Below are 18,920 nucleotides of genomic sequence, written 5' to 3' on the forward strand. Positions count from 1 at the left end.
CCGGCACCACCCCTGCGCGGCCCCCTCCCATGCAAGTCGAAACCGCCCGCCTGTCCCCGGTGCCGGGCCGTGCGGCCCACTCCCGTAGACCTCGTCAACAGCGCCGAGGGGCGGTGAGCTGTTCTCTTTACGCAGACCTCGTCACCCGTGCCGCGGGAGCCGATCCCGATCGGTACGAAGCGGCCCAGTCGCTGAGATGCCGTGCGAGGTGCGGTGGGGCGGGTCAGCCCAGGTGGAGCTGCTGGCCCGGGTAGATGACATCCGCGTCGGAGACGATGTCCTTGTTCAGCTGGTGCAGCTCCGCCCAGCCGCCGTCGACCTTCTCGGCGTCCGCGATGCTGCTCAGGGTGTCGCCGGCCTTGACCTCGTACTCGCCGTCGCCCTTCTGGTAGCCCTGGGAGGCGGCGGGCTTCGACTGCGGCTGGGCGGCCGGGGCAGGGGCCTCGGTGCGCTCGGAGCGGGTGGTCGGAGCCTCGGCGCGCTGCGGCTGCGGCTGGGCCTGCTGCTGCTGCGGCTGGGTCTGCTGCTCGGTCTTCTGCGCCGGGGCGGTGTCGGAGCCGCCGGTGTACGCGGCGCTGGAGAGGCCCACGCCACAGCTCGGCCATGCGCCCTTACCCTGGCCCGCGAGGACCTTCTCGGCGATCTCGATCTGCTGGGCCTTGCTGGCCTGGTCGGCGGTGGCGGCGTACGCGGTGCCGCCGTACGCGGCCCAGGTGGAGGCGGAGAACTGGAGACCGCCGTAGTAGCCGTTGCCGGTGTTGATGGACCAGTTGCCGCCGGACTCGCACTGGGCGACGGCGTCCCACTCGGCGGAGGTCGCGGCCGAAGCGGAGGTCGCGCCGAGCAGCGGGGCGGCGACGGCCGCACCGGTGACACCGGCGAAGGTGGCGATACGGACGGCCTTGGAGGGGCGGCGGTGCTTGCCGTTGCCGGAAAACAGCATGGTTCTACTCCTCACCGACGCCTGCGAAGTGAGCTGTCGGGTTCGGGCCAAGTGAGTTGCCCGGCCGCGCGTCCTAGCGCGCGGCTTCACCCCAAGCCGGCTGTCCGCTGTCGCAGTGCTCCGCGACAGCCGTCCCCGGCGCTTACTTGGGTCCCCCGCTCCTGCCTTCGGCGCTCTGAGCGACGACTATTCCCCCCGACCGACGGCAGGATTCGGCGTGACGGTCGACGGTGCCCGCGGTGGCGAGCGGTTCAGACGAAAACACAGCCCTCCCCGATGTTCAAAGAAGAACATCGGGGAGAAAACGCCCATCCCACCACTCCGGAAGCGTACGTTTCCGCAGGTCGGGGACGGAATTTGCGATTCCGGTTTGCCGGACGTACCAGTTATGGCAAAGAGACCCTTGTCTCATTTCGCCAAACTAGGACAAACGACTCTCAACTACCCCTGCTTCGCGTCGAGATCGAGGCTCTGGCCGGGGTGGATGAGGTCCGGGTCCGTACCGACGGTGTCCCGGTTCTGCTCGTACAGCGCGTTCCAGCCGCCGTCGAGCTCGCGCTCCTGCGCGATGGCGGAGAGGCTGTCGCCGGCCCGGACGGTGTACGCGCCGGGCGAGGTGTCCGCGACGGCTCCTTCCGCACCCTCGGCGGCCTCGGTCTCGGCCCCGGTGTCCCCGGACGTCTTCTCCGTACCGATCCCGGCCTCCCGGGCGGGGGCGTCGCCGCGCGAGGGGCGTCCGTCGGCGGATTCCCGGGGCGCTTCCGCGCCGCCCGAGCCCGCCGGGGTGTCGGACTTCCCAGATGTATCGGGCTTTTGGGGCGGGGCGCCGTCCGATGTGGATCGCTCACCGGAGCCCGTCGGGGCCGCGGATCGGTCCGTCGTCGCGGGCTCGTCGGCGGGCTCGCCCCGGTGCTTGCCGCCGCCCGCTGTCCGGTCACCGCCGCTGCCGACGCCCTGAGTCGCCGCCGGGGCCGGGGCGTCGCTGCCCTTGGACGCCCGCTTCGGCGTGCCCTCGGCCCCCTGGGCGCTCCGGGTGCTCCGGGCGTCCCGCTCGTCCGACGGGGCCTCCTCGCTGCTCTTCCCGCCCCCGGCGGTCAGCCCCGCGATCTCCGCGCAGGCCGCCCACGCCTTGGCGCCCTGGGCCGCCAGTACCTTCTCGGCGACGGCTATCTGCTGTGCGCGGCTGGCGAGATCGGGGCGGGAGGCGTGCTCCGCGCCGCCGAAGGCGTCCCAGGTCTGCTGGGAGAGCTGTAGGCCGCCGTAGTAGCCGTTGCCGGTGTCGGCGCTCCAGCCCCCACCGCTCTCGCACTCCGCCACCCGGTCCCAGGTGCTGGACTCGACGGCGGACGCCGAGCCCGCGCCGAGCAGTGGGATCGCGATGGCCGATCCGGTCACCCCCGCCGCGACGATGAGAGCCGGAGCCTGACGGGGTCGGCGATGTCGACCATTCCCGGTGAGCATGCGGTTGCCTTTCGCGAGACTGCTGGAGACGGGGTGAACGTAGCCGTAGTCGAACACGTGTCACAAGTCGATGCAGCAGAGATCACGCGAACATCACAGAATTGACATACCGTCAGTTCGGTGGTTTCCGGAGGGTGTCACGGGCGCGGATCGAACGCTACGGGGAGGGTGCGCAATCCGCGCATGATCAGCCCGCCACGCCAGCGCAGATCGGCCGGATCCCCCGCAAGTCGCAGGTCCGGCAGGCGAGTCAGCAAGGTGGCGATGGCGGTCTGTCCCTCCAGCCGGGCGAGCGGAGCGCCGAGGCAGTAGTGGATGCCGTGCCCGTATCCGAGATGCTGATTGTCACGCCGGGAGAGATCCAGCACATCGGGTCCGTCGAACCGCTCCGGATCGCGGTCGGCGGCGGCCAGCACCACCAGCACCGCATCGCCCGCCGCTATCTCCTGCCCGCCGATGGCCAGCGGCTCCCTGGCGAACCGCCAGGTCGCCATCTCGACCGGCCCGTCATAGCGGAGCAGCTCCTCGACCCCGGTCTCCAGCAGGCCGGTCTCGCCCGCCGCGAGTGAGGACTGGAGTCCCTCACGCTGTTCCGGATTGCGAAGTAGGGCGTATACCCCGTTACCGATCAAATTCACGGTGGTTTCGAAGCCCGCGAAGAGCAGAATGAAGGCCATCGCGGCGGCCTCGTTCTCGGTGAGATGTTCGCCGTGGTCACTGGCCCTGATCAGGCCCGAGATCAGATCGTCGCCGAGATCCCCGCGCTTGCGGTGGATCAGTTCGAGAAGGTAGCCGCGCATCTTCTTCACCGAGCGGGCGACCCCGCCGCGCGGGCCGCCGCCGTGACGGATCATCATGCCCGCCCAGTCGCGGAAGTCGTCCTGGTCCTCGGGGGGCACTCCGAGCAGATCGCAGATGGCGTAGATGGGGAGCGGGAAGGCGAACTCATGGATCAGATCCGCCTCGCCCCGGCCGGCGAATCCATCGATGAGCCGGTCGGTCAGCTCCTGGACCCGGGGGGCGAAAGCGGCGACCCGGCGCGGGGTGAAAGCCTTCGACACCAGCCGCCGCAGCCGGGTGTGGTCGGGCGGGTCGATATTGAGCAGATGCGTCATCAGCTCGGCCTTGCGCTCCCCGGGGATGCCCGTCTTGCCCTTGGCGTGCGTGGGCTCGTCGTGGTGCGCCGGGTTCTTGGAGAGCCGCTGGTCGGCGAGGGCCTGCCGGGCGTCGGTGTACCGGGTGACCAGCCATGCCTCCACACCGCTGGGCAGCGTCGTCCGGTGCACGGGGGCGTGCTCCCGCAGCCAGGCATAGGCCGGGTACGGGTCGGTGGCGAACTCCCAGGTGAAGAGTTCGGGGGCAGGGGAAGAGGAAGGGGCAGGGGCAAGGTCAGGGGCGGGGTCGGGGGCCGACGCGGGGCAGGGGGTGTCGCTCACACTTCGACGTTATCCATACCCCGTCCATACCGCGCGGACCGGGCCTGGTGGGGCTCCACAGACCGGGCCTGGTGGAGGGCTGGGCCTGGTGGAGGGCTGGGCCTGGTGGAGGGCTGGGGGCGTCTGCGGGGCCCGTCCGCGAGGGGCTGGGCTCGGGGCCCGGCCGCAGGGGCCCGGGCACGCCCCGCCGTCAGGCACCCCCCGCCGTCTCCGCCGCCCGGATCGCGTCCCGGTAGGCCCGGCCCGCCGCCCGCAGAGCCGCCTCCGGGTCGACGCCCGCCGCCTCGGCGGCCACCGCCAAGGCCAGCAGCTCATATCCCACACCGCTCCCGGAGGGGAGCGGCACCGCGAGTCCCGCCGTACGCGCCCGGGAGGCGAGCTTGGCCGCCAGCGCCAGACCGGGCTGCCCCAGCGGCACCCCGTCGGTCACCGAGTCCCGCTGCTTCTCGACCGCCTTCATCCGCAGCCAGTGCGCCTTCACCTCCTCCGGGGTCTTCGCGCTCTCGTCGCCGAAGACATGCGGATGGCGGTGGATCAGCTTCTCCACGATCGTCCCGGCCACGTCGTCGACCGAGAACGCCCCCTCGCCGTCCGGGTCGCCCTCCTCCGCGATACGGGAGTGGAAGACGACCTGGAGGAGCACATCGCCCAGCTCCTCGCGCAGCTCGTCCCGGTCCCCCTCCTCGATCGCCTCGACCAGTTCGTACGCCTCCTCGATGGCGTACTTCGCCAGCCCGTGATGGGTCTGCCCGGCCGACCAGGGGCACTCACGGCGGATCCGGTCCATGATCTGTACGAGATCGAGCAGCCGCGCGCCGGGGAGGTCGTACGAGCCCGGGAGCAGCTCCAGATCAGGCATCGACTCCCGGCCCGACCCGGCGAGCCGGGCGAGTCCGTCGGTGAGCTTCCGGTCGCCCTCACCCGAGGTGAGGACGACGACCGTGGCGCCCTGGGCGCAGGCGTCGACCAGCTCACGGGCGGCGGGCGAGGCGTGCTCCACCGTGACCCCGGCCTCCCGGAGATAGGGCAGCTGGGGGTGCGAGGCATCGGCGCACAGCACCCGGTCGGCCGTGCGCAGCGTCTGCCAGGCCGGCCAGGACAGCAGTCCGGGAGCGACGCGATGGCTGGCGGTGAGCAGGACGACGCGGCCGGTGGCGGGGGTGTCTGTGGTCACCCCACGAACCTACCCCGGGCTATGCGCCGCCGGTCTCGGCGGACTCCTGTCGCGTGACCTGGCTGATCCAGGGGGCCCGGTAGTCGCCGAGCTCCAGCTTCTGGTCGTCCCAGCTGCCGTAGCGGGGGTTCACATCGATGTCGAGGGCCTTGGCCGCGGCGCTGAACGCCTCGTTCAGCCGCTGCTGGCCCTCGGGGGTGGCCCCGCCGAGGCGCTCGGCGAGCTTGCCGACGAGGACGTCCCGGCGGACGACCTGGTCGACCTGGTCGGGGGCGACGCCGCGCTGCTGGAGATACATCGCGGTGAGCTGCTCCTCGCCGCCCGCCTGCTGCGCCAGGGCCGCGCGGCCCTCCTGGACCTCCCTGCGGCTGACGCTCACCCCCGCGTCGGCCGCCGCGCGCTCCACGACCCGGTCGACGATCAGCTCGTAGAGCTTGGCCCGGCCGAGCTGTCCGCTGTCCTTGACGAGCTGCGCGGACTGCGGGGAGCTCTCCTGCGCGGAGCGTACGTCCCGCACATTCGCCTGGACCGCGGACACCTCGATCCGTTCCCCGCCCACGACGGCCGCGGCGCCCGGGTGGGCCTCGCTCCCGCAGGCGGTGAGGAGTGGCGCGGCGAAGAGCAGCGCGGCGGAGACGGTGATCGCGGTGCGGCGGCGGCGGTGCAAAGGATCCTCCCGGCGTGATTGTGCGGTGGTTCACAAAGCCCTGAAGTGATGATGTTAGGCAGTCGGGGGTGTGAGGGCCACCACTTCGCGCGGACTGATTGCGTCCGCCGGGCGGAGGTTCAGACGGGATCCATCGCCCGGGGCGCCCGCTTGTGCTCCGGAGCGGGCCTCTCCGCCGGTTCCGGGCGCAGCATGACGGCCCGCGAGACGACGAAGGTGACCGGGATCGCCGCCGCCGCGGCGATCAGCGGGGCGTAGCGGCTGTTCAGGTCGAACACGCCGACGAGGAGGTAGACGCCCGCCGTCGTCACGGCGAGGTTCGCGGCGTTGGTGAGCGGGAAGAGCAGGAACTTCCGCCAGGTGGGGCGGGTCCGGTAGGTGAAGTACGAGGTCAGGAAGAACGACCCGATCATGCTCAGCACAAAGGCGCCGATATGCGCGGCGACGTAGGGCAGCCGCTGGAGCAACAGCAGGTAGAGACCGTAGTAGACCCCGGTGTTCACGGCTCCGACCAGGGCGAATCTGACCATCTGGGCGCGTACTGTCATCGTCCTGCCAACTCCCCCGTGCGGGTCCTGCGCGTGCGGTCTCTCCGGTTCCGGCCGAGCGGTGGCGGATACGGCGGTGTGAACCGCGGTGTGCGCGCCCGCCCCTCAGCATCGCATCCGGCCGCCCGGAAGACCCGGACGTATGGACCGGAGGGCCCGGTTCAGCGCGCAACCCTTCGGTCGCTTCATGGGTCATGCAGGAGCATTGCCGATTTTCGACAGTCCGCATTCCCTGGCAACCTGATGGAAGGCCGATGATGAATACACACAAGGCGGTCCATGGTCTCGGGCCGGTGATCGCGGTCGCGGTCCTCGCCACCCTGGCCGCTCCCGTGGCGTACGCCGCTCCGGAGCAGGCTCCGAGTACGGCGGCCGGTCAGCGGCAGAAACCCGCCGCGCCGAAGGACGACTTCAACGGCGACGGATTCCCCGATGTCGCCGTCGCCGCGCCCGGCGGACTCGTCAAGGGCGTCAAGGCGGGCTATGTCGCCGTGATGTACGGCTCCGCGACGAAGCCGCCGCAGTCGAACCAGCAGATCATCCACGAGAACACGCCCGGGTTCCCCGGCACCGCCGAGGCGGGCGACGAGTACGGGGCCGGCCTCGCCACCGGCGACCTCAATGGGGACGGCTACACGGATCTCGTCGTCGGCGTGCCGGGCGAGTCCATCGACGCGAACTGGAACCACGGTTCCCACTCGGTGGTCTGGGGCGGGCCGAACGGGCTCGCCACGTCCACGCGTCTCCTCGACGACCAGGGGAAGACCGTAGAGGGCGGCAGGGCGGTGACTGCCGGGGACTTCAACGGCGACGGCGCCGCGGAAGTCGTGACAGCTCTGTCGGAGCTGCTCTCCGGGCCGTTCGGCCCGGACGGCTCCGCCGCCGGGAAGACCTCCGTCGGCATGAGGAACTACCGCCTGGAGGATCTCGCGTCCGGTGATCTCAACGGTGACGGCACCGCCGATCTCGCCGTGGCGTTCACCGACGCCGACGTCCTGTACGACGGCGGGGCGGTCACTGTCTGGCACGGTTCGGCGAGCGGGCTCGGCGCCAGGGTGTTCACCGGGTACAAGGGCCTGGGCGGCGAGAACCTCGACATCGGCGACATCGACCGGGACGGCTTCGAGGACCTCGTCGTCGGACGGCCCCGGGGCGAGTTCGACGCCATGCCTGACATCCCGCACGCCAAGGGCGGCATGGTCACCTGGATTCCGGGCTCCGCCGAGGGCCCGGTGGCGTCCAGGGCGCTCTCTCTGAACCAGGACAGCCCCGGGGTGCCGGGTACCGCGGAGGACGACCTGGTCAGCATCGACGGGTTCGGCACCGATGTCTCCGTCGGCGATGTCGACGGAGACGGATACGAGGACGTCGCCGCAGGCGTCCCCGGGGAGATGATCGGCACCACGAAGAACGCCGGCACCGTGACCACCCTGCGGGGCAGTGATCAGGGCCTGACCGGCGCCGGGGCGAAGGTGTTCAGCCAGGGCACCGAGGGGGTGCCCGGCACCCCGGAGCAGAACGACGGGTTCGGCGGCGCGACCAGGCTCGCCGACGTCGACCGCGACGGCAGGGCCGAGCTGTTCGTCTCGGCGACCGGGGAGGACGCACGGGCCGGAGCGGTGTGGCTGTTCGACTCCACCGCTTCCGGGGTGACGGCGGCCGGGTCGGTGTCCTTCGGGGCCACGGCCCTCGGCATGATCGCCGCGCCGGAGAGCGTTCTCGGCGCGTCCTTCAGCCGCTGACGGCTCCCGGCCCCTGAGCGCACTGCCCGGCGGGCGTCGCGCTCAGGGCACCCCGCTCAGGGGCCGTGGAACCGCTGCTGCCGCTCCAGCGCTCGGCGCAGCGCCTCCGGCAGCGGATGGTAGTGGCCGTAGGCGCGCTCCGCGTCGTACAGCAGGCTCTGGAGATGCTGCTGGGCCGCCGTGTGGTCGCCCACCGCGAGCAGCAGATTGCCCATGCGGTGGCGTACGTCGAAGGCGCGGGCCGGGTCGACGCCGGTCTCGTAGTACGGCAGGACGGCGCGGTACTCGGCGAGGGCCGCGGCCGGTTCGCCCAGCTGCTCCAGGCACTGGGCGGCGTCATAGCGGTACTGGAGGGTCTGCGGGTCGGCCGCCCCGGCCTCGGCGGCCCGGTCCTCGGCGAGTCGGCGCAGTTCGGGCAGGGCCCGGCGGTACTGGCCGTCGTCCATCAGCGTGGTGGCGTACTGCTTGCGCAGTATCCGTACGACGGGGGAGGTCTCGCCGTGCTCCGCGGCGGCGGCCGGGAGGATGCCGCCGAGCATGTCCACGGCCTGGGTGATGGCGCCCTCGCCGAGCAGGCGTTTGACCTCGTCGACGGCGGCGGCCACATCGAGTCCGGGGGCGGTCGGCGCGGGGGCGGGAGTGGGCGCGGGGGCCGCCACCCGGTCCGGCCAGGGCGCGAACGGCCGCAGAAAGGGGCGGGTGGGGTCCAGCGGTCCGCCCGGCGTCCCGTTCCCGTTCCCGTGCGCGGGCAGCAGCGGCGCCAGCTCCCGGTAGACCTCCTGGGCCCCGGACGGCCGGTGCTGGGGGTCCTTGGCGAGCAGCCGCAGCACCAGCGTCTCCAGCGGCTCGGGTATCTCGGGGCGGATTCTGCGGACCGGGAGCGGCGGCTCGTAGAGATGCCGGTGCAGCACTCCGAGCGCGGTGGGGCCGGTGAAGGGCACATTGCCGCTGAGGAGTTCATGGATCAGCACCCCGAGGGCGTACAGATCGGTGTACGGGCCCACCGCGCCGCCCATCGCCTGCTCGGGGGCCATATAGGCGGGGCTGCCGATGGGCGAGCCGGTGTGGGTGAGCCGGGTGGTGTCGGTGTCGATGACGGAGGCGACGCCGAGGTCGAGCACGGTGACGGTGCCGTCGGGCTTGACCATCACATTGCGGGGTTTGAGGTCGCGGTGGACGATCGGCACGGCGTGGACGGCGGCGAGCACGGCGCAGAGCTGGGCCGCTATGGAGACGGCCCAGGTCCAGGGGTAGGGCTCGTGCTCGGCGAGATGGTCGGCGAGGTCGGCGCCCTCGACGTACTGCATCACGAGATAGAGGTCGTCGTCCTCGCTGCCCGCGTCGTGGACGGTGACCAGTCCGGGGTGGGCGACCTGGGCGGTGACCCGGCATTCGCGGATGAACCGGCGGCGCATCTCGTCGGCGGCGGTGGCGGCGGCCATCCGGTCGGGCCGCAGCAGCTTGACGGCGACGCGCCGGTCCAGCCGCCGGTCGTAGGCGGTCCACACCTGGCCCATGCCGCCCTGGCCGATGACGGTGGAGAGCTCGTAGCGGTCCGCGATGACGCGTCCGTTCACCGGCCGCGCTCCTTACGGAGGTAGTCGCTCAGCTCGTCGAGTTCGGCGCGGACCTGGTCGATGCGGGGATTCTCCGCCGAGGGAGAGGGAGACGAGAGGGCTGAGGGCGCGGGAGCCGCGGGGGGCGCGGACGGCGTCGGCAGGGGCGGCCTGTCGGGCCGGGGCGGCGGCAGCGGGGGCGGGGCGGTGTACGGGGACGGCCCCGGCGGGGGCTGGTGCGTCCGCGTGGCCGGCGGCGGGTAGCCGTAGCCGGGGGTCACCGGCGTACCCGGTACACCCGGTGTGCCCGGCTGTGGATAGCCGTAGCCGGGGGTCATCGGCAGACCCTGGACGGGCGTCGTCACCGAGTACGGCGAGGCCGCCGGCGGCGGTGTCCACCCCGGCGCCGGCGGCTGGAAGTGCCGGATCTCGGCGACCAGATAGTGCACGGGCACGCCCAGCGCCGTGGCGATCAGCACCAGGAGCAGCACCAGATCGAATCCGGTCGCGGGCTCCGTCTCGCCCTTCGGGGGCGGCGGGTCGCTGTCGTCCCCGACTTCGAGGAACATCGCGAACGAGGCGATCGACAGCGCCAGCGAGAGACAGAACAGCACCCAGTCCAGCGGGCGTCGGCGTACGATCGCGAGCCGCAGCATCGCCGCCCAGGAGAGCAGACCGAGACTGCCCACCGAGAGCACCGTGAACAGCACGCGGAGCGCGATGAGCAGCGCGGCGGCCGGTCGTCTGCCGGGTGGCTGCTGGAGATAGCCGGGGCCGTGCATTCCTAGCTCCTGATGGCCTGGGGACAAGGCTGAGTAGGGCATGAGCGTATACACGGACCCGGACCTCGACCCCTTGGTTGCACTGGTCAGCTGTTCGACGCGTCACATGGCCGGGTCACTCGCCCTGCTGGTCGGGGCGGACGGTGCCGTCCGTCAGCCCGTCGAACAGCCCCTGCACCAGCTGCTCGCCGAGCCGGCCGGCGAGCCGCAGCGCGTCCTCGAAGGCGGCCAGCGCCCGGAAGCGCTCGCCGTAGCGGCGCTGGTCGGCCAGGGGCAGCCGGGGCAGCTGAAGACGGCGCACATCGAGCCGGGTGGCGGTGGACGCGTAGCTGCTGGCCTGCCGGGTGTTGGCGGTGCCGCGCAGGAATCCGGCGAGGAACCAGGGGTCGAGCGCGGCCGGATCGGGGCGCAGCAGATGGAGGTTGCGGCCCAGTGCGGCCCCGGCGGCGCTCTCGTCGACGACGCGGACGACGGAGCCGCCGCCGAGCACGGGTACGACGACGTCGCCGGTCTCGACGCGTACGGGCTCGTCGTCCTGGCCGTCCGCGGGGGCGCCGGACGGGGGGCCGCCGGTGATCACGTCGTGCTCGGTGAGAACGGCCGTGCGGGGGCTGTGGTCCGGGGCGGCGGGGCCTGCGAGGGAGGCGCCCGCGCGGATCAGCAGCGCTCCGGCGCGGGCGAGTTCGCCGACGGTGGTGGCGGACCAGGGCGCGGGCTGGGCGGCCGTGGTGGGCGCGGGGGTGAGTTCGCGGGTGAGCAGCAGGGTGTCGGCGAGCCGGTCGCGCACCTTGAGCAGTTCGTCCGCGCCTGCTCCGGTGGCGGGGTGCGGGACATGGCGGGCGGGGGCGAGGTCGACATCGTCGTCGAGGAGTTCGATCACCGGGACGGAACGGCTGATCCCGGCCTGGGCCTGGGATCCATCGGTGTTCGCCGTGCTGTCTGCGCTGCCTGTGCTGTCTTCGCCGTCTGCGCTGTTGAAGGGGCGCCAGGCGTCGAGTACGGCGGTGTGCACGGCCTGCCAGTCGAGCCGGTCACGGCCGCCCGCCGCGCCGGCCACCTCGGCGGTGTCCACGAAGAGCAGTTCGGACGCGGGCGCCCGGCCCGGTTCGGGCTTGCGCAGCACCCAGAGGTGGAGCGGGATGCCATAGGGGGGCGCGGCCCCGGCGGGCAGTGAGACGACGGCCCGCAGCGCGCCGCGGCGCAGCAGCCCGGCACGGATGCGGCGGCCCGAGCGGCGGGAGGCGGCGGCGGGCGGCATCAGCAGGATGGCGGTGCCGCCGGGGCGGAGCCGGGCGAGCGCGTGCTGCACCCAGGCCAGCTCGGATTCGGTGCGGGCGGGGAAGCCGTACTCCCAGCGGGCGTCGTAGGCGAGTTCGTCGTGTCCCCAGTTGCGCTCGTTGAACGGCGGATGGCAGAGGACGGCGTCGACGGCAAGGTCGGGGAAGGCGTCGGCGCGCAGGGTGTCGCCGGAGCGGGCGCGGACGGCGGCGTCGGAGTGCAGGGCCAGCCGGAGCGCGGTGAGGGCGGCCAGATCGGGGTCGGCGTCCTGTGCGTAGAGGGCGGCGGGCCGTTCGACGGCGCGCGGCAGGGCCCCGGCTCCGGCGGCGGGATCGAGGACGGTCGCTCCCTCGCCGGGGACGGCGATCGCGGCCATCAGGGCGGCGGGGCCCTCGGGGGTGAGGGTGTACTGGCGGAGGTTGGTGTCGAGGAAGCGGCCGAGCAGGAACTCGAATGCCTGCTCGGGTCCGAGCCCGGCGGCGAGTTCGACGGCGGCGCGGACGGCGGCCGGGTTCACGGGTACGGCGGCGGTCCCGGTGGAGGCCGCGGGGGGCAGCGCGGCGCGGAAGAGCTCCGTACGGTCCTCGCCGAAGCGCGCGCCCAGCACCTGCTCCAGCGCGGTCGGCAGCAGTTCGGCCAGCTGCGGGTCCGGCAGGGCGGCCAGCTCCTGCCAGACGGCGGGCCGCTCCCGTACGAGCAGGAGTACACAGCCGGTGCGGGCCAGGGCGGTGGCGGTGGTCGACGGATCGTCGGCGAGCTGCTGCCAGACGCGTTCCCGCAGCGGGACTTCGACGAGTTTGCCCTGGTCACGCAGCCATCGTTCGACCTCGGCGAGAGCGAACGACGGGCTGGTCTCGGTGCCTCCGACCGGTTTGGGGAAGTCCGCGTGCCGGCGTCGCCAGTTGCTGACCGCGGCCCGTCCGACGCCTGCCAGCCGGGCGATCCCGGCTGCGGTCACCTCGCTTGCGTTCTCCGGCACCTGACTGCCTCCGTCATCCGTATCCGCTGGTCAGAACCCCCTGTTGTGTCGCCGAGCATAGCGCCACGCGACAGAGAAACCCCTTCACAGCGTGAGTCAATCCAAATTCATTCATAGATGTTGACTCGGTTCACAGACTCTGGTCTTATTGACCCGTCACCACGGGGGGCTCCCAGTCGGCCCCGACCACAACGCCATGTCCGGGAGGACACTCATGTCCCACTCCACGCACCAGCCCCAGTTCGACGGCGGACAGCAGCCCTATGGGCAGCCCCCGCAGCACGGGTACCAGGCCCCGGCCCCCCGGCCGATGCGCAACGGCCTGGGCACGGCCGCACTGGTGCTGGGCATCATCGGCGTCATCACCGCCGCGATCCCGCTGCTCTTCTGGCTGGGCGGCACCCTTGGTCTGATCGGTCTGATCCTGGGCATGTCCGGCCGGGGCAGGGTCAAGCGCGGCGAGGCCAACAACAAGGGGGTGACCACCGTCGGCGCGGTCCTCGGACTGCTGGCGATGATCCTCGGGACGATCGCCGCGGTGGTCACCTTCAAGGCCGTGGACGACGCGGTGGACGAGCTCGACCAGGCCACCAGCGCGAGCAGGGAGCCCGCGTCGGGCTCCGACGGCAAGAACAAGGGCAAGGACAAGGGGAAGAGCGAGGACTCCTCGCTCGCGGCGGGCGAGAGCGCCGTCTACAAGAACGGCGTGAAGGTCACGGTCTCCAAGGCCACGTCCTACTCCCCCACCGAGTACGCCGTGGGCCACACCGAGGGCAACAAGGCGTACCAGGTCTCGGTGACCGTGGAGAACACGGGCGACGAGAAGTTCGACTCCACCCTGGTGACCGCCGACGCCCGCGCCGGTGAGGACGGGGTCACCGCCGAGCAGATCTTCGACGAGAAGACCGGCTCCGGCTTCGACGGCACCGTCCTGCCCGGCAAGAAGGCCACGGTGATACACGCCTTCGACGCCCCGGCCGACGCGAAGACCCTTACGGTCGAGGTCAGCCCCGACATCCTGCTCGACGCCTCGGTGTGGGAGCTGACGGTCTGACCGACCGCACACTTCTCCCTCCGACCACCATGGAGCCACCGATGTCCGTCAGCCTCCGCCCGTCCGCCCGTCGCGCAGCCGCCGTCGCACTCACCGTCGCTCTGGGGGCGGCGGGCTGCGGCCAGGGCTCCGAGCCGTCGAAGGACGGCAAGGGCGGCGGGGCGAGCGCCTCGGCCGGAGCGGAGAAGGGTCCCGAGGCGCGGGCGGTGGCCCACCGCCTCGTCGACGGATTCCGGTCGGTCAAGGCGGCTCCGTCGCTGACGATCGAAGTATCCGGGTTCAACGAAGGGGAGGCCTTCACGGGCCGGATACGGGCCGACGACCGGAACGAGTGCGTGGGCACCGTGCATATCGCGGGCGCGGGCACCCTGAAAGCGATCAGGACACGCGACAACAGGGTCTATATGCAGATGGGCGAGGACTTCCTCAAGGCCAAAACGGCGGGCACGTCCGCCGCGGCCCTCAAGGCCCGGATGGAGCTGTTCCAGGACCGCTGGATACCCGGGAACACCGACACCAAGATGTTCCGGGACGTCTTCAACGGCTGCGACTTCGCGAAGGGCCTGCCGGAGATGACGCACGACGAGGCCGGGGGGACCGGGTTCGGGGCGCCCGACATCGAGACGGTCGTTCTCAACGGCCGCAAGGCGCTCAGGATCACCAAGAAGGAAGACGGCGCAACCCTCCGCCTGCACGTCACCGCCGAGGGGAAGGCGTATCTGCTGAGGATGGAGCAGAAGGGCGGCGACGAGCCGTACTCGATGACCTTCTCCGACTTCGGCGAGCCGGTCCGGGCCGAGAAGCCCCCGGCCGGGGACATCATCCCGAGGGAAGAGCTCGCCCGGGACGTGCCCGGGACGGCGGGGACGCCCTCCACAGCGTGAGCGGCCTCCCCGGCCCGGCTACCCGCACTGCGTGAGCATCGCCTTCTTGTCCGCCGGTGTCACCGGCATCCGGTACTCGATCGCCACCTGGGCGATCCGTACCGAGTAGGAGCAGCGGATGCGCTTGTTCGGGGGCAGCCAGGACGCGGGGCCCGAGTCGCCCTTGGAGCTGTTGGTGCGGCCATCCACCGGCAGCAGATTCAGCGGATCGTTGGCGAGCCGGCGCCGCTTCTCCTCGGTCCACCGGGCCGCCCCCATCTGCCAGCTGTACGAGAGAGGGACGACATGATCGATCTGGACCGCCGCCGCCTTGCTCTTCTCCCAGTCGACGACGGTCCCCGTATAGGGGTCGTCCAGGGTCATGGAGACCACCACGCAGTCGGAGCCGGAGCGGTACGCGAGCTCCTCGCCGTCCCGGGCGAGCAGGTCGTTGCGGGTGTCGCAGCCGTTACGGGCCAGCGGAACGCCGTCCGCGCTGTCCAGCCAGGCGTAGCCGAAGCGGTCGCGGTCGTAGCCGGTGCGCGGGCCGCGGCCCTTGACGGCGACCTCGCCGATCAGCCGCCGGGCCGCCGCCCGGTCCTCCCGCGAGGTCAGCGGCGCGAGCCCGGGGCGGGTGCCGTCCGGGTTGGCGAGCGGGCTGGAGCCCGAGGCCGCCGGGCGGTCCGCCGGGGCCGTGGCGCCCACGCCCTCGCATCCGGTGAGTCCGCCCGCCACTGCCAGGGCCAGCAGAGCGGCGACGACGACGCGGGTTCGTGGGATCCGGGTTTCGGTCACCCGGCCACCCTACTGACGGGGCCGGACGGTCCGACGGGGGCTCCCGACCGACTGGTCCCGCACCCGGGACCGGCCGGTCAGCCCGTCATGACCCGAGGATCGTGGTCAGGAACTCCCCGGTCCAGCCCAGCAGTTCCCGCCCCACCACCGGCTTGCCGCCGATCTTGCCGGTGGTCGGGCGCGGCACCAGCACCTGCCCCGACGCGGCCTTGATCACCGTACGCGGATACAGCCGCTTCAGCCGCAGCTCCTGCGACTCCCGCAACTCCACCGGGGCGAAGCGGATGTTCGACCCCTGGAGCACGATCTCACCGACCCCGCAGGCCCGGGCCAGCATCCGCAGCCCCGCCACCAGCAGCAGATTCTCCACCGGCTCCGGAAGCTTGCCGTAACGGTCGGTCAGCTCCTCGCGGACCGCCTTGACGTCGTCCTCCGTGTTCGCGGCGGCGATCGCCCGGTACGCCTGGAGCCGCAGCCCCTCACCGGGGGCGTAGTCATGCGGCACATGGGCGTCCACCGGAAGCTCGATCTTCACCTCCAGCGGCGGCTCGTCCTCCGGCCCGCCCTCCAGCGAGGCCCGGTAGTCGGCGACCGCCTCGCCCACCATCCGTACATACAGATCGAAGCCGACGCCCGCGATATGGCCGGACTGCTCCCCGCCGAGCAGATTGCCCGCGCCCCGGATCTCCAGGTCCTTCATCGCGACGTACATGCCCGCGCCCATCTCGGTGTGCTGGGCGATCGTCGCGAGACGTTCATGCGCGGTCTCGGTCAGCGGCTTCTCCGGCGGATAGAGGAAGTAGGAGTAGCCGCGCTCCCGGCCACGCCCCACCCGGCCCCTGAGCTGATGCAGCTGCGAGAGGCCGAAGTTGTCGCCGCGCTCCACGATCAGCGTGTTGGCGTTGGAGATGTCGATCCCGGACTCCACGATCGTCGTGGAGACCAGGACGTCGAACTTCTTCTCCCAGAAGTCGACCACGACCTGCTCCAGCGCCGACTCCGACATCTGGCCGTGCGCGGTGGCGATCCGCGCCTCCGGGACGATGTCCCGCAGCCGGGCCGCCGCCCGGTCGATGGACTCCACCCGGTTGTGGATGTAGAAGACCTGGCCCTCACGGAGCAGCTCACGGCGGATGGCCGCGCCGATCTGCTTCTCCTCGTACGGGCCGACGAAGGTCAGCACCGGATGGCGCTCCTCCGGCGGGGTGGTGATGGTCGACATCTCCCGGATGCCGGTCACCGCCATCTCCAGGGTGCGCGGAATCGGGGTCGCGGACATGGTCAGCACATCGACGTTGGCGCGCAGCTTCTTCAGCTGCTCCTTGTGCTCGACGCCGAAGCGCTGCTCCTCGTCGACGATGACCAGACCGAGGTCCTTGAACTTGGTCTCGGCGGAGAACAGCCGGTGGGTGCCGATGACGATGTCGACCGCGCCGTCCTTCAGCCCCTCCAGCGTGGCCTTGGCGTCCGTGTCGGACTGGAAGCGGGAGAGCGCCCGCACCTTCACCGGGAACTGCGAGTACCGCTCGGAGAACGTGCCGAAATGCTGCTGCACCAGCAGGGTGGTGGGCACGAGCACCGCGACCTGCTTGCCGTCCTGCACCGCCTTGAAGGCGGCCCGTACCGCGATCTCCGTCTTGCCATAACCCACATCGCCGCAGATCAGCCGGTCCATCGGAACCGTCTTCTCCATGTCCTCCTTGACCTCGGCGATCGTGGAGAGCTGGTCGGGCGTCTCGGCGTACGGGAAGGCGTCCTCCAGCTCCCGCTGCCAGGGGGTGTCCGGGCCGAAGGCATGGCCGGGGGCCGCCATCCGGGCCGAGTAGAGCTTGATCAGATCGGCGGCGATCTCCTTGACCGCCTTCTTCGCGCGCGCCTTGGTCTTGGTCCAGTCCGCGCCGCCGAGCCGGTGCAGGGTGGGGGCCTCGCCGCCCACGTACTTGGTGATCTGCTCCAGCTGGTCGGTGGGGATGTAGAGCCGGTCCCCGGGCTGGCCGCGCTTGGCCGGGGCGTACTCCACGACCAGATACTCGCGGGTCGCGTTCTGGACCGTGCGCTGCACCATCTCGACATAGCGGCCCACGCCGTGCTGCTCATGGACGATGTAGTCGCCCATCACCAGAGTGAGCGGGTCGATCGTCTTCCGGCGGCGGGTCGGCATCCGCTGGCCGTCCTTGCCGGCCGCCTTCTGGCCGGTGAGGTCCGTCTCGGTGAGGACGGCCAGCCCCAGGCCCGGGTCGATGAAGCCGTAGTCGATGGAGCCGCAGGCGACATGGACGAGGGACGGGGAGATCTCGGCGAGATCGGCGTCGAGACGGGCGGGTACGCCTTCGCCGCTGAGCACCTCGACGGTGCGGGCCGCGGGGCCGTGCGCCTCGGTGACGAAGACCGTACGCCAGCCGTCGGCCAGCCAGCCCTTGGTGTCGGCGAGCGCGCGGGCGGTGTCGCCGCGGTAGGACTCCGGGGCGCGCATCCCCAGCTTGAGGGTGTCGTCGGAGAGCTCCTCGTCGGCGGCGAACGGGGAGACGGACCACCACATCATGCCGAGCTCGCGCGCCCGGTCGCGCACGTCGGCGATGCCCCAGAGCGAGGCCGCGTCCACATCGATGGGGGCCTCTCCCCCGCCCGCCGTCGCCGCCCACGACGCCTGGAGGAACTCCTGGCTGGTCGCCACCAGATCGGCCGCCCGGGTGCGGACCCGCTCCGGGTCGCAGACCACGGCCATGGAGCCCGCCGGGAGCACGTCCAGGAGCAGCTCCATCTCGTCCACCAGCACCGGGGCGAGGGACTCCATGCCCTCCACGGCGATCCCCTCGGCGATCTTGCCGAGCAGTTCGCCGAGCTCGGGATGGGCCTCGGCGAGCTCCGCGGCCCGTCGCCGCACCTCGTCGGTGAGCAGCAGCTCACGGCAGGGCGGGGCCCACAGGCCGTGCTCGGCGACCTCCAGCGACCGCTGGTCGGCGATCTTGAAGTACCGGATCTCCTCGATGTCGTCGCCCCAGAACTCCACCCGCAGCGGGTGTTCCTCGGTCGGCGGGAAGACATCGAGGATGCCGCCGCGCACGGCGAACTCCCCGCGCTTCTCGACCAGCTCGACCCGGGAGTACGCGGCTGCCGCGAGCGCGTCCACGACCTCGTTCAGATCGGCCTGCGCCCCGGTGCGCAGGGCCACGGGCTCCAGCTCGCCCAGGCCCTTGACCTGCGGCTGGAGTACGGAACGGATGGGTGCGACCACGACCTGTACGGGACCGGCCGCCGGATCGTCCGCGGCGGGGTGGGCGAGCCTGCGCAGCACGGCGAGCCGGCGGCCCACGGTGTCGGAGCGGGGGGAGAGCCGCTCATGCGGCAGGGTCTCCCAGGAGGGGTACTCGACCACGCCCTCCTCGGGGAGCAGCGAGCGCAGGGCGGCGGCGAGGTCCTCGGCCTCCCGGCCGGTGGCGGTGACGGCGAGCACCGTCCGGCCGCTGTCACGGGCCAGCGCGGCGACCGCGAACGGCCGGGCCGCGGGCGGCCCGACCAGATCGACATGCATACGGCCCGCTCCCTGGGCCGCCCGCACCGCTTCGGTGAGCGCGGGGTCACGTACGACGGCATCGAGCAGACCGTGCAGGCTCATGAAAAGGTTCCATCCCGAGAGGCAGA

General features: G+C 71.8%; 14 protein-coding genes and 1 riboswitch. Of the genes, 3 read left to right on the top strand and 11 right to left on the bottom strand.

From position 1 onward, the window contains the following. Positions 1-223 precede the first annotated feature (223 nt). The 6 genes from FF041_RS10960 to FF041_RS10985 all read right to left on the bottom strand — a co-directional run bounded on the left by FF041_RS10960 (position 224) and on the right by FF041_RS10985 (position 6,229). Entirely contained in the window at positions 224-943 is a 720-nt protein-coding gene (locus tag FF041_RS10960) for a LysM peptidoglycan-binding domain-containing protein (RefSeq protein ID WP_153522501.1), read from the bottom strand. A 3-nt stretch (positions 944-946) separates the two neighbouring features. Further along, a riboswitch (cyclic di-AMP (ydaO/yuaA leader) is annotated at positions 947-1,126 on the bottom strand. A gap of 258 nt (positions 1,127-1,384) precedes the next feature. Then, complete coding sequence (locus FF041_RS10965; RefSeq protein ID WP_153522503.1) at positions 1,385-2,404, bottom strand: LysM peptidoglycan-binding domain-containing protein; 1,020 nt, start codon at positions 2,402-2,404, stop codon at positions 1,385-1,387. 137 nt (positions 2,405-2,541) lie between these two features. Continuing rightward, positions 2,542-3,840, bottom strand: coding sequence for a cytochrome P450 family protein (locus FF041_RS10970; protein ID WP_323391644.1), 1,299 nt, complete (start codon positions 3,838-3,840; stop codon positions 2,542-2,544). Between the two features lie 190 nt (positions 3,841-4,030). Next, on the bottom strand, positions 4,031-5,014 hold the full coding sequence (locus tag FF041_RS10975; RefSeq protein WP_323391645.1) for a nucleoside triphosphate pyrophosphohydrolase: 984 nt from the start codon (positions 5,012-5,014) through the stop codon (positions 4,031-4,033). A gap of 19 nt (positions 5,015-5,033) precedes the next feature. Then, positions 5,034-5,681, bottom strand: a complete 648-nt coding sequence (locus FF041_RS10980; protein ID WP_153522505.1) for a SurA N-terminal domain-containing protein — start codon at positions 5,679-5,681, stop codon at positions 5,034-5,036. 119 nt (positions 5,682-5,800) lie between these two features. After that, positions 5,801-6,229 carry a GtrA family protein gene (locus FF041_RS10985; protein ID WP_153522507.1) on the bottom strand — a complete coding sequence of 143 codons (429 nt, stop codon included), beginning with the start codon at positions 6,227-6,229 and terminating at the stop codon, positions 5,801-5,803. Between the two features lie 254 nt (positions 6,230-6,483). Here FF041_RS10985 and FF041_RS10990 point away from each other — a divergent pair, with 254 nt between their 5' ends. Continuing rightward, positions 6,484-7,971 (top strand): FG-GAP and VCBS repeat-containing protein, encoded by a 1,488-nt coding sequence (locus FF041_RS10990; RefSeq protein WP_228388148.1) that lies wholly within the window; start codon positions 6,484-6,486, stop codon positions 7,969-7,971. Positions 7,972-8,027: 56 nt separating this feature from the next. Here the strand turns inward: FF041_RS10990 and FF041_RS10995 are convergent, their stop codons facing one another. The 3 genes from FF041_RS10995 to FF041_RS11005 form a co-directional block, all read right to left on the bottom strand. Continuing rightward, a complete protein-coding gene (locus tag FF041_RS10995; RefSeq protein WP_323391646.1) occupies positions 8,028-9,548 on the bottom strand; it encodes a serine/threonine-protein kinase in 1,521 nt (506 codons plus the stop codon). Further along, on the bottom strand, positions 9,545-10,309 hold the full coding sequence (locus tag FF041_RS11000) for a hypothetical protein (protein WP_153522509.1): 765 nt from the start codon (positions 10,307-10,309) through the stop codon (positions 9,545-9,547). Before FF041_RS11000 ends, FF041_RS10995 begins: the two co-directional genes overlap by 4 nt. A gap of 115 nt (positions 10,310-10,424) precedes the next feature. Then, positions 10,425-12,566: an N-6 DNA methylase gene (locus FF041_RS11005; RefSeq protein WP_323391649.1), complete on the bottom strand. Its 2,142-nt coding sequence runs from the start codon at positions 12,564-12,566 to the stop codon at positions 10,425-10,427. Between the two features lie 214 nt (positions 12,567-12,780). Here FF041_RS11005 and FF041_RS11010 point away from each other — a divergent pair, with 214 nt between their 5' ends. Both FF041_RS11010 and FF041_RS11015 read left to right on the top strand, forming a co-directional pair. Continuing rightward, a complete protein-coding gene (locus FF041_RS11010; RefSeq protein ID WP_228388149.1) occupies positions 12,781-13,620 on the top strand; it encodes a DUF4352 domain-containing protein in 840 nt (279 codons plus the stop codon). Positions 13,621-13,661: 41 nt separating this feature from the next. Continuing rightward, on the top strand, positions 13,662-14,504 hold the full coding sequence (locus FF041_RS11015) for a hypothetical protein (RefSeq protein ID WP_153522512.1): 843 nt from the start codon (positions 13,662-13,664) through the stop codon (positions 14,502-14,504). An 18-nt stretch (positions 14,505-14,522) separates the two neighbouring features. Here FF041_RS11015 and FF041_RS11020 read toward each other — a convergent pair whose 3' ends face one another. Together FF041_RS11020 and mfd are read right to left on the bottom strand one after the other, a co-directional pair. Next, positions 14,523-15,278 carry an HNH endonuclease family protein gene (locus FF041_RS11020; RefSeq protein WP_407698135.1) on the bottom strand — a complete coding sequence of 252 codons (756 nt, stop codon included), beginning with the start codon at positions 15,276-15,278 and terminating at the stop codon, positions 14,523-14,525. 85 nt (positions 15,279-15,363) lie between these two features. Next, on the bottom strand, positions 15,364-18,894 hold the full coding sequence (mfd, locus tag FF041_RS11025) for a transcription-repair coupling factor (RefSeq protein WP_153522514.1): 3,531 nt from the start codon (positions 18,892-18,894) through the stop codon (positions 15,364-15,366). Positions 18,895-18,920 lie beyond the last annotated feature (26 nt).

The sequence above is a fragment of the Streptomyces jumonjinensis genome, assembly GCF_009600885.1.
Lineage (GTDB): Bacteria > Actinomycetota > Actinomycetes > Streptomycetales > Streptomycetaceae > Streptomyces > Streptomyces jumonjinensis.

Coding starts and splice junctions, on each gene's coding strand:
- FF041_RS10960 (WP_153522501.1), bottom strand. CDS start 943: ATGCTGTTTTCCGGCAACGGCAAGCACCGCCGCCCCTCCAAGGCCGTC.
- FF041_RS10965 (WP_153522503.1), bottom strand. CDS start 2,404: ATGCTCACCGGGAATGGTCGACATCGCCGACCCCGTCAGGCTCCGGCT.
- FF041_RS10985 (WP_153522507.1), bottom strand. CDS start 6,229: ATGACAGTACGCGCCCAGATGGTCAGATTCGCCCTGGTCGGAGCCGTG.
- FF041_RS10990 (WP_228388148.1), top strand. CDS start 6,484: ATGATGAATACACACAAGGCGGTCCATGGTCTCGGGCCGGTGATCGCG.
- FF041_RS11000 (WP_153522509.1), bottom strand. CDS start 10,309: ATGCACGGCCCCGGCTATCTCCAGCAGCCACCCGGCAGACGACCGGCC.
- FF041_RS11010 (WP_228388149.1), top strand. CDS start 12,781: ATGTCCCACTCCACGCACCAGCCCCAGTTCGACGGCGGACAGCAGCCC.
- FF041_RS11015 (WP_153522512.1), top strand. CDS start 13,662: ATGTCCGTCAGCCTCCGCCCGTCCGCCCGTCGCGCAGCCGCCGTCGCA.
- mfd (WP_153522514.1), bottom strand. CDS start 18,894: ATGAGCCTGCACGGTCTGCTCGATGCCGTCGTACGTGACCCCGCGCTC.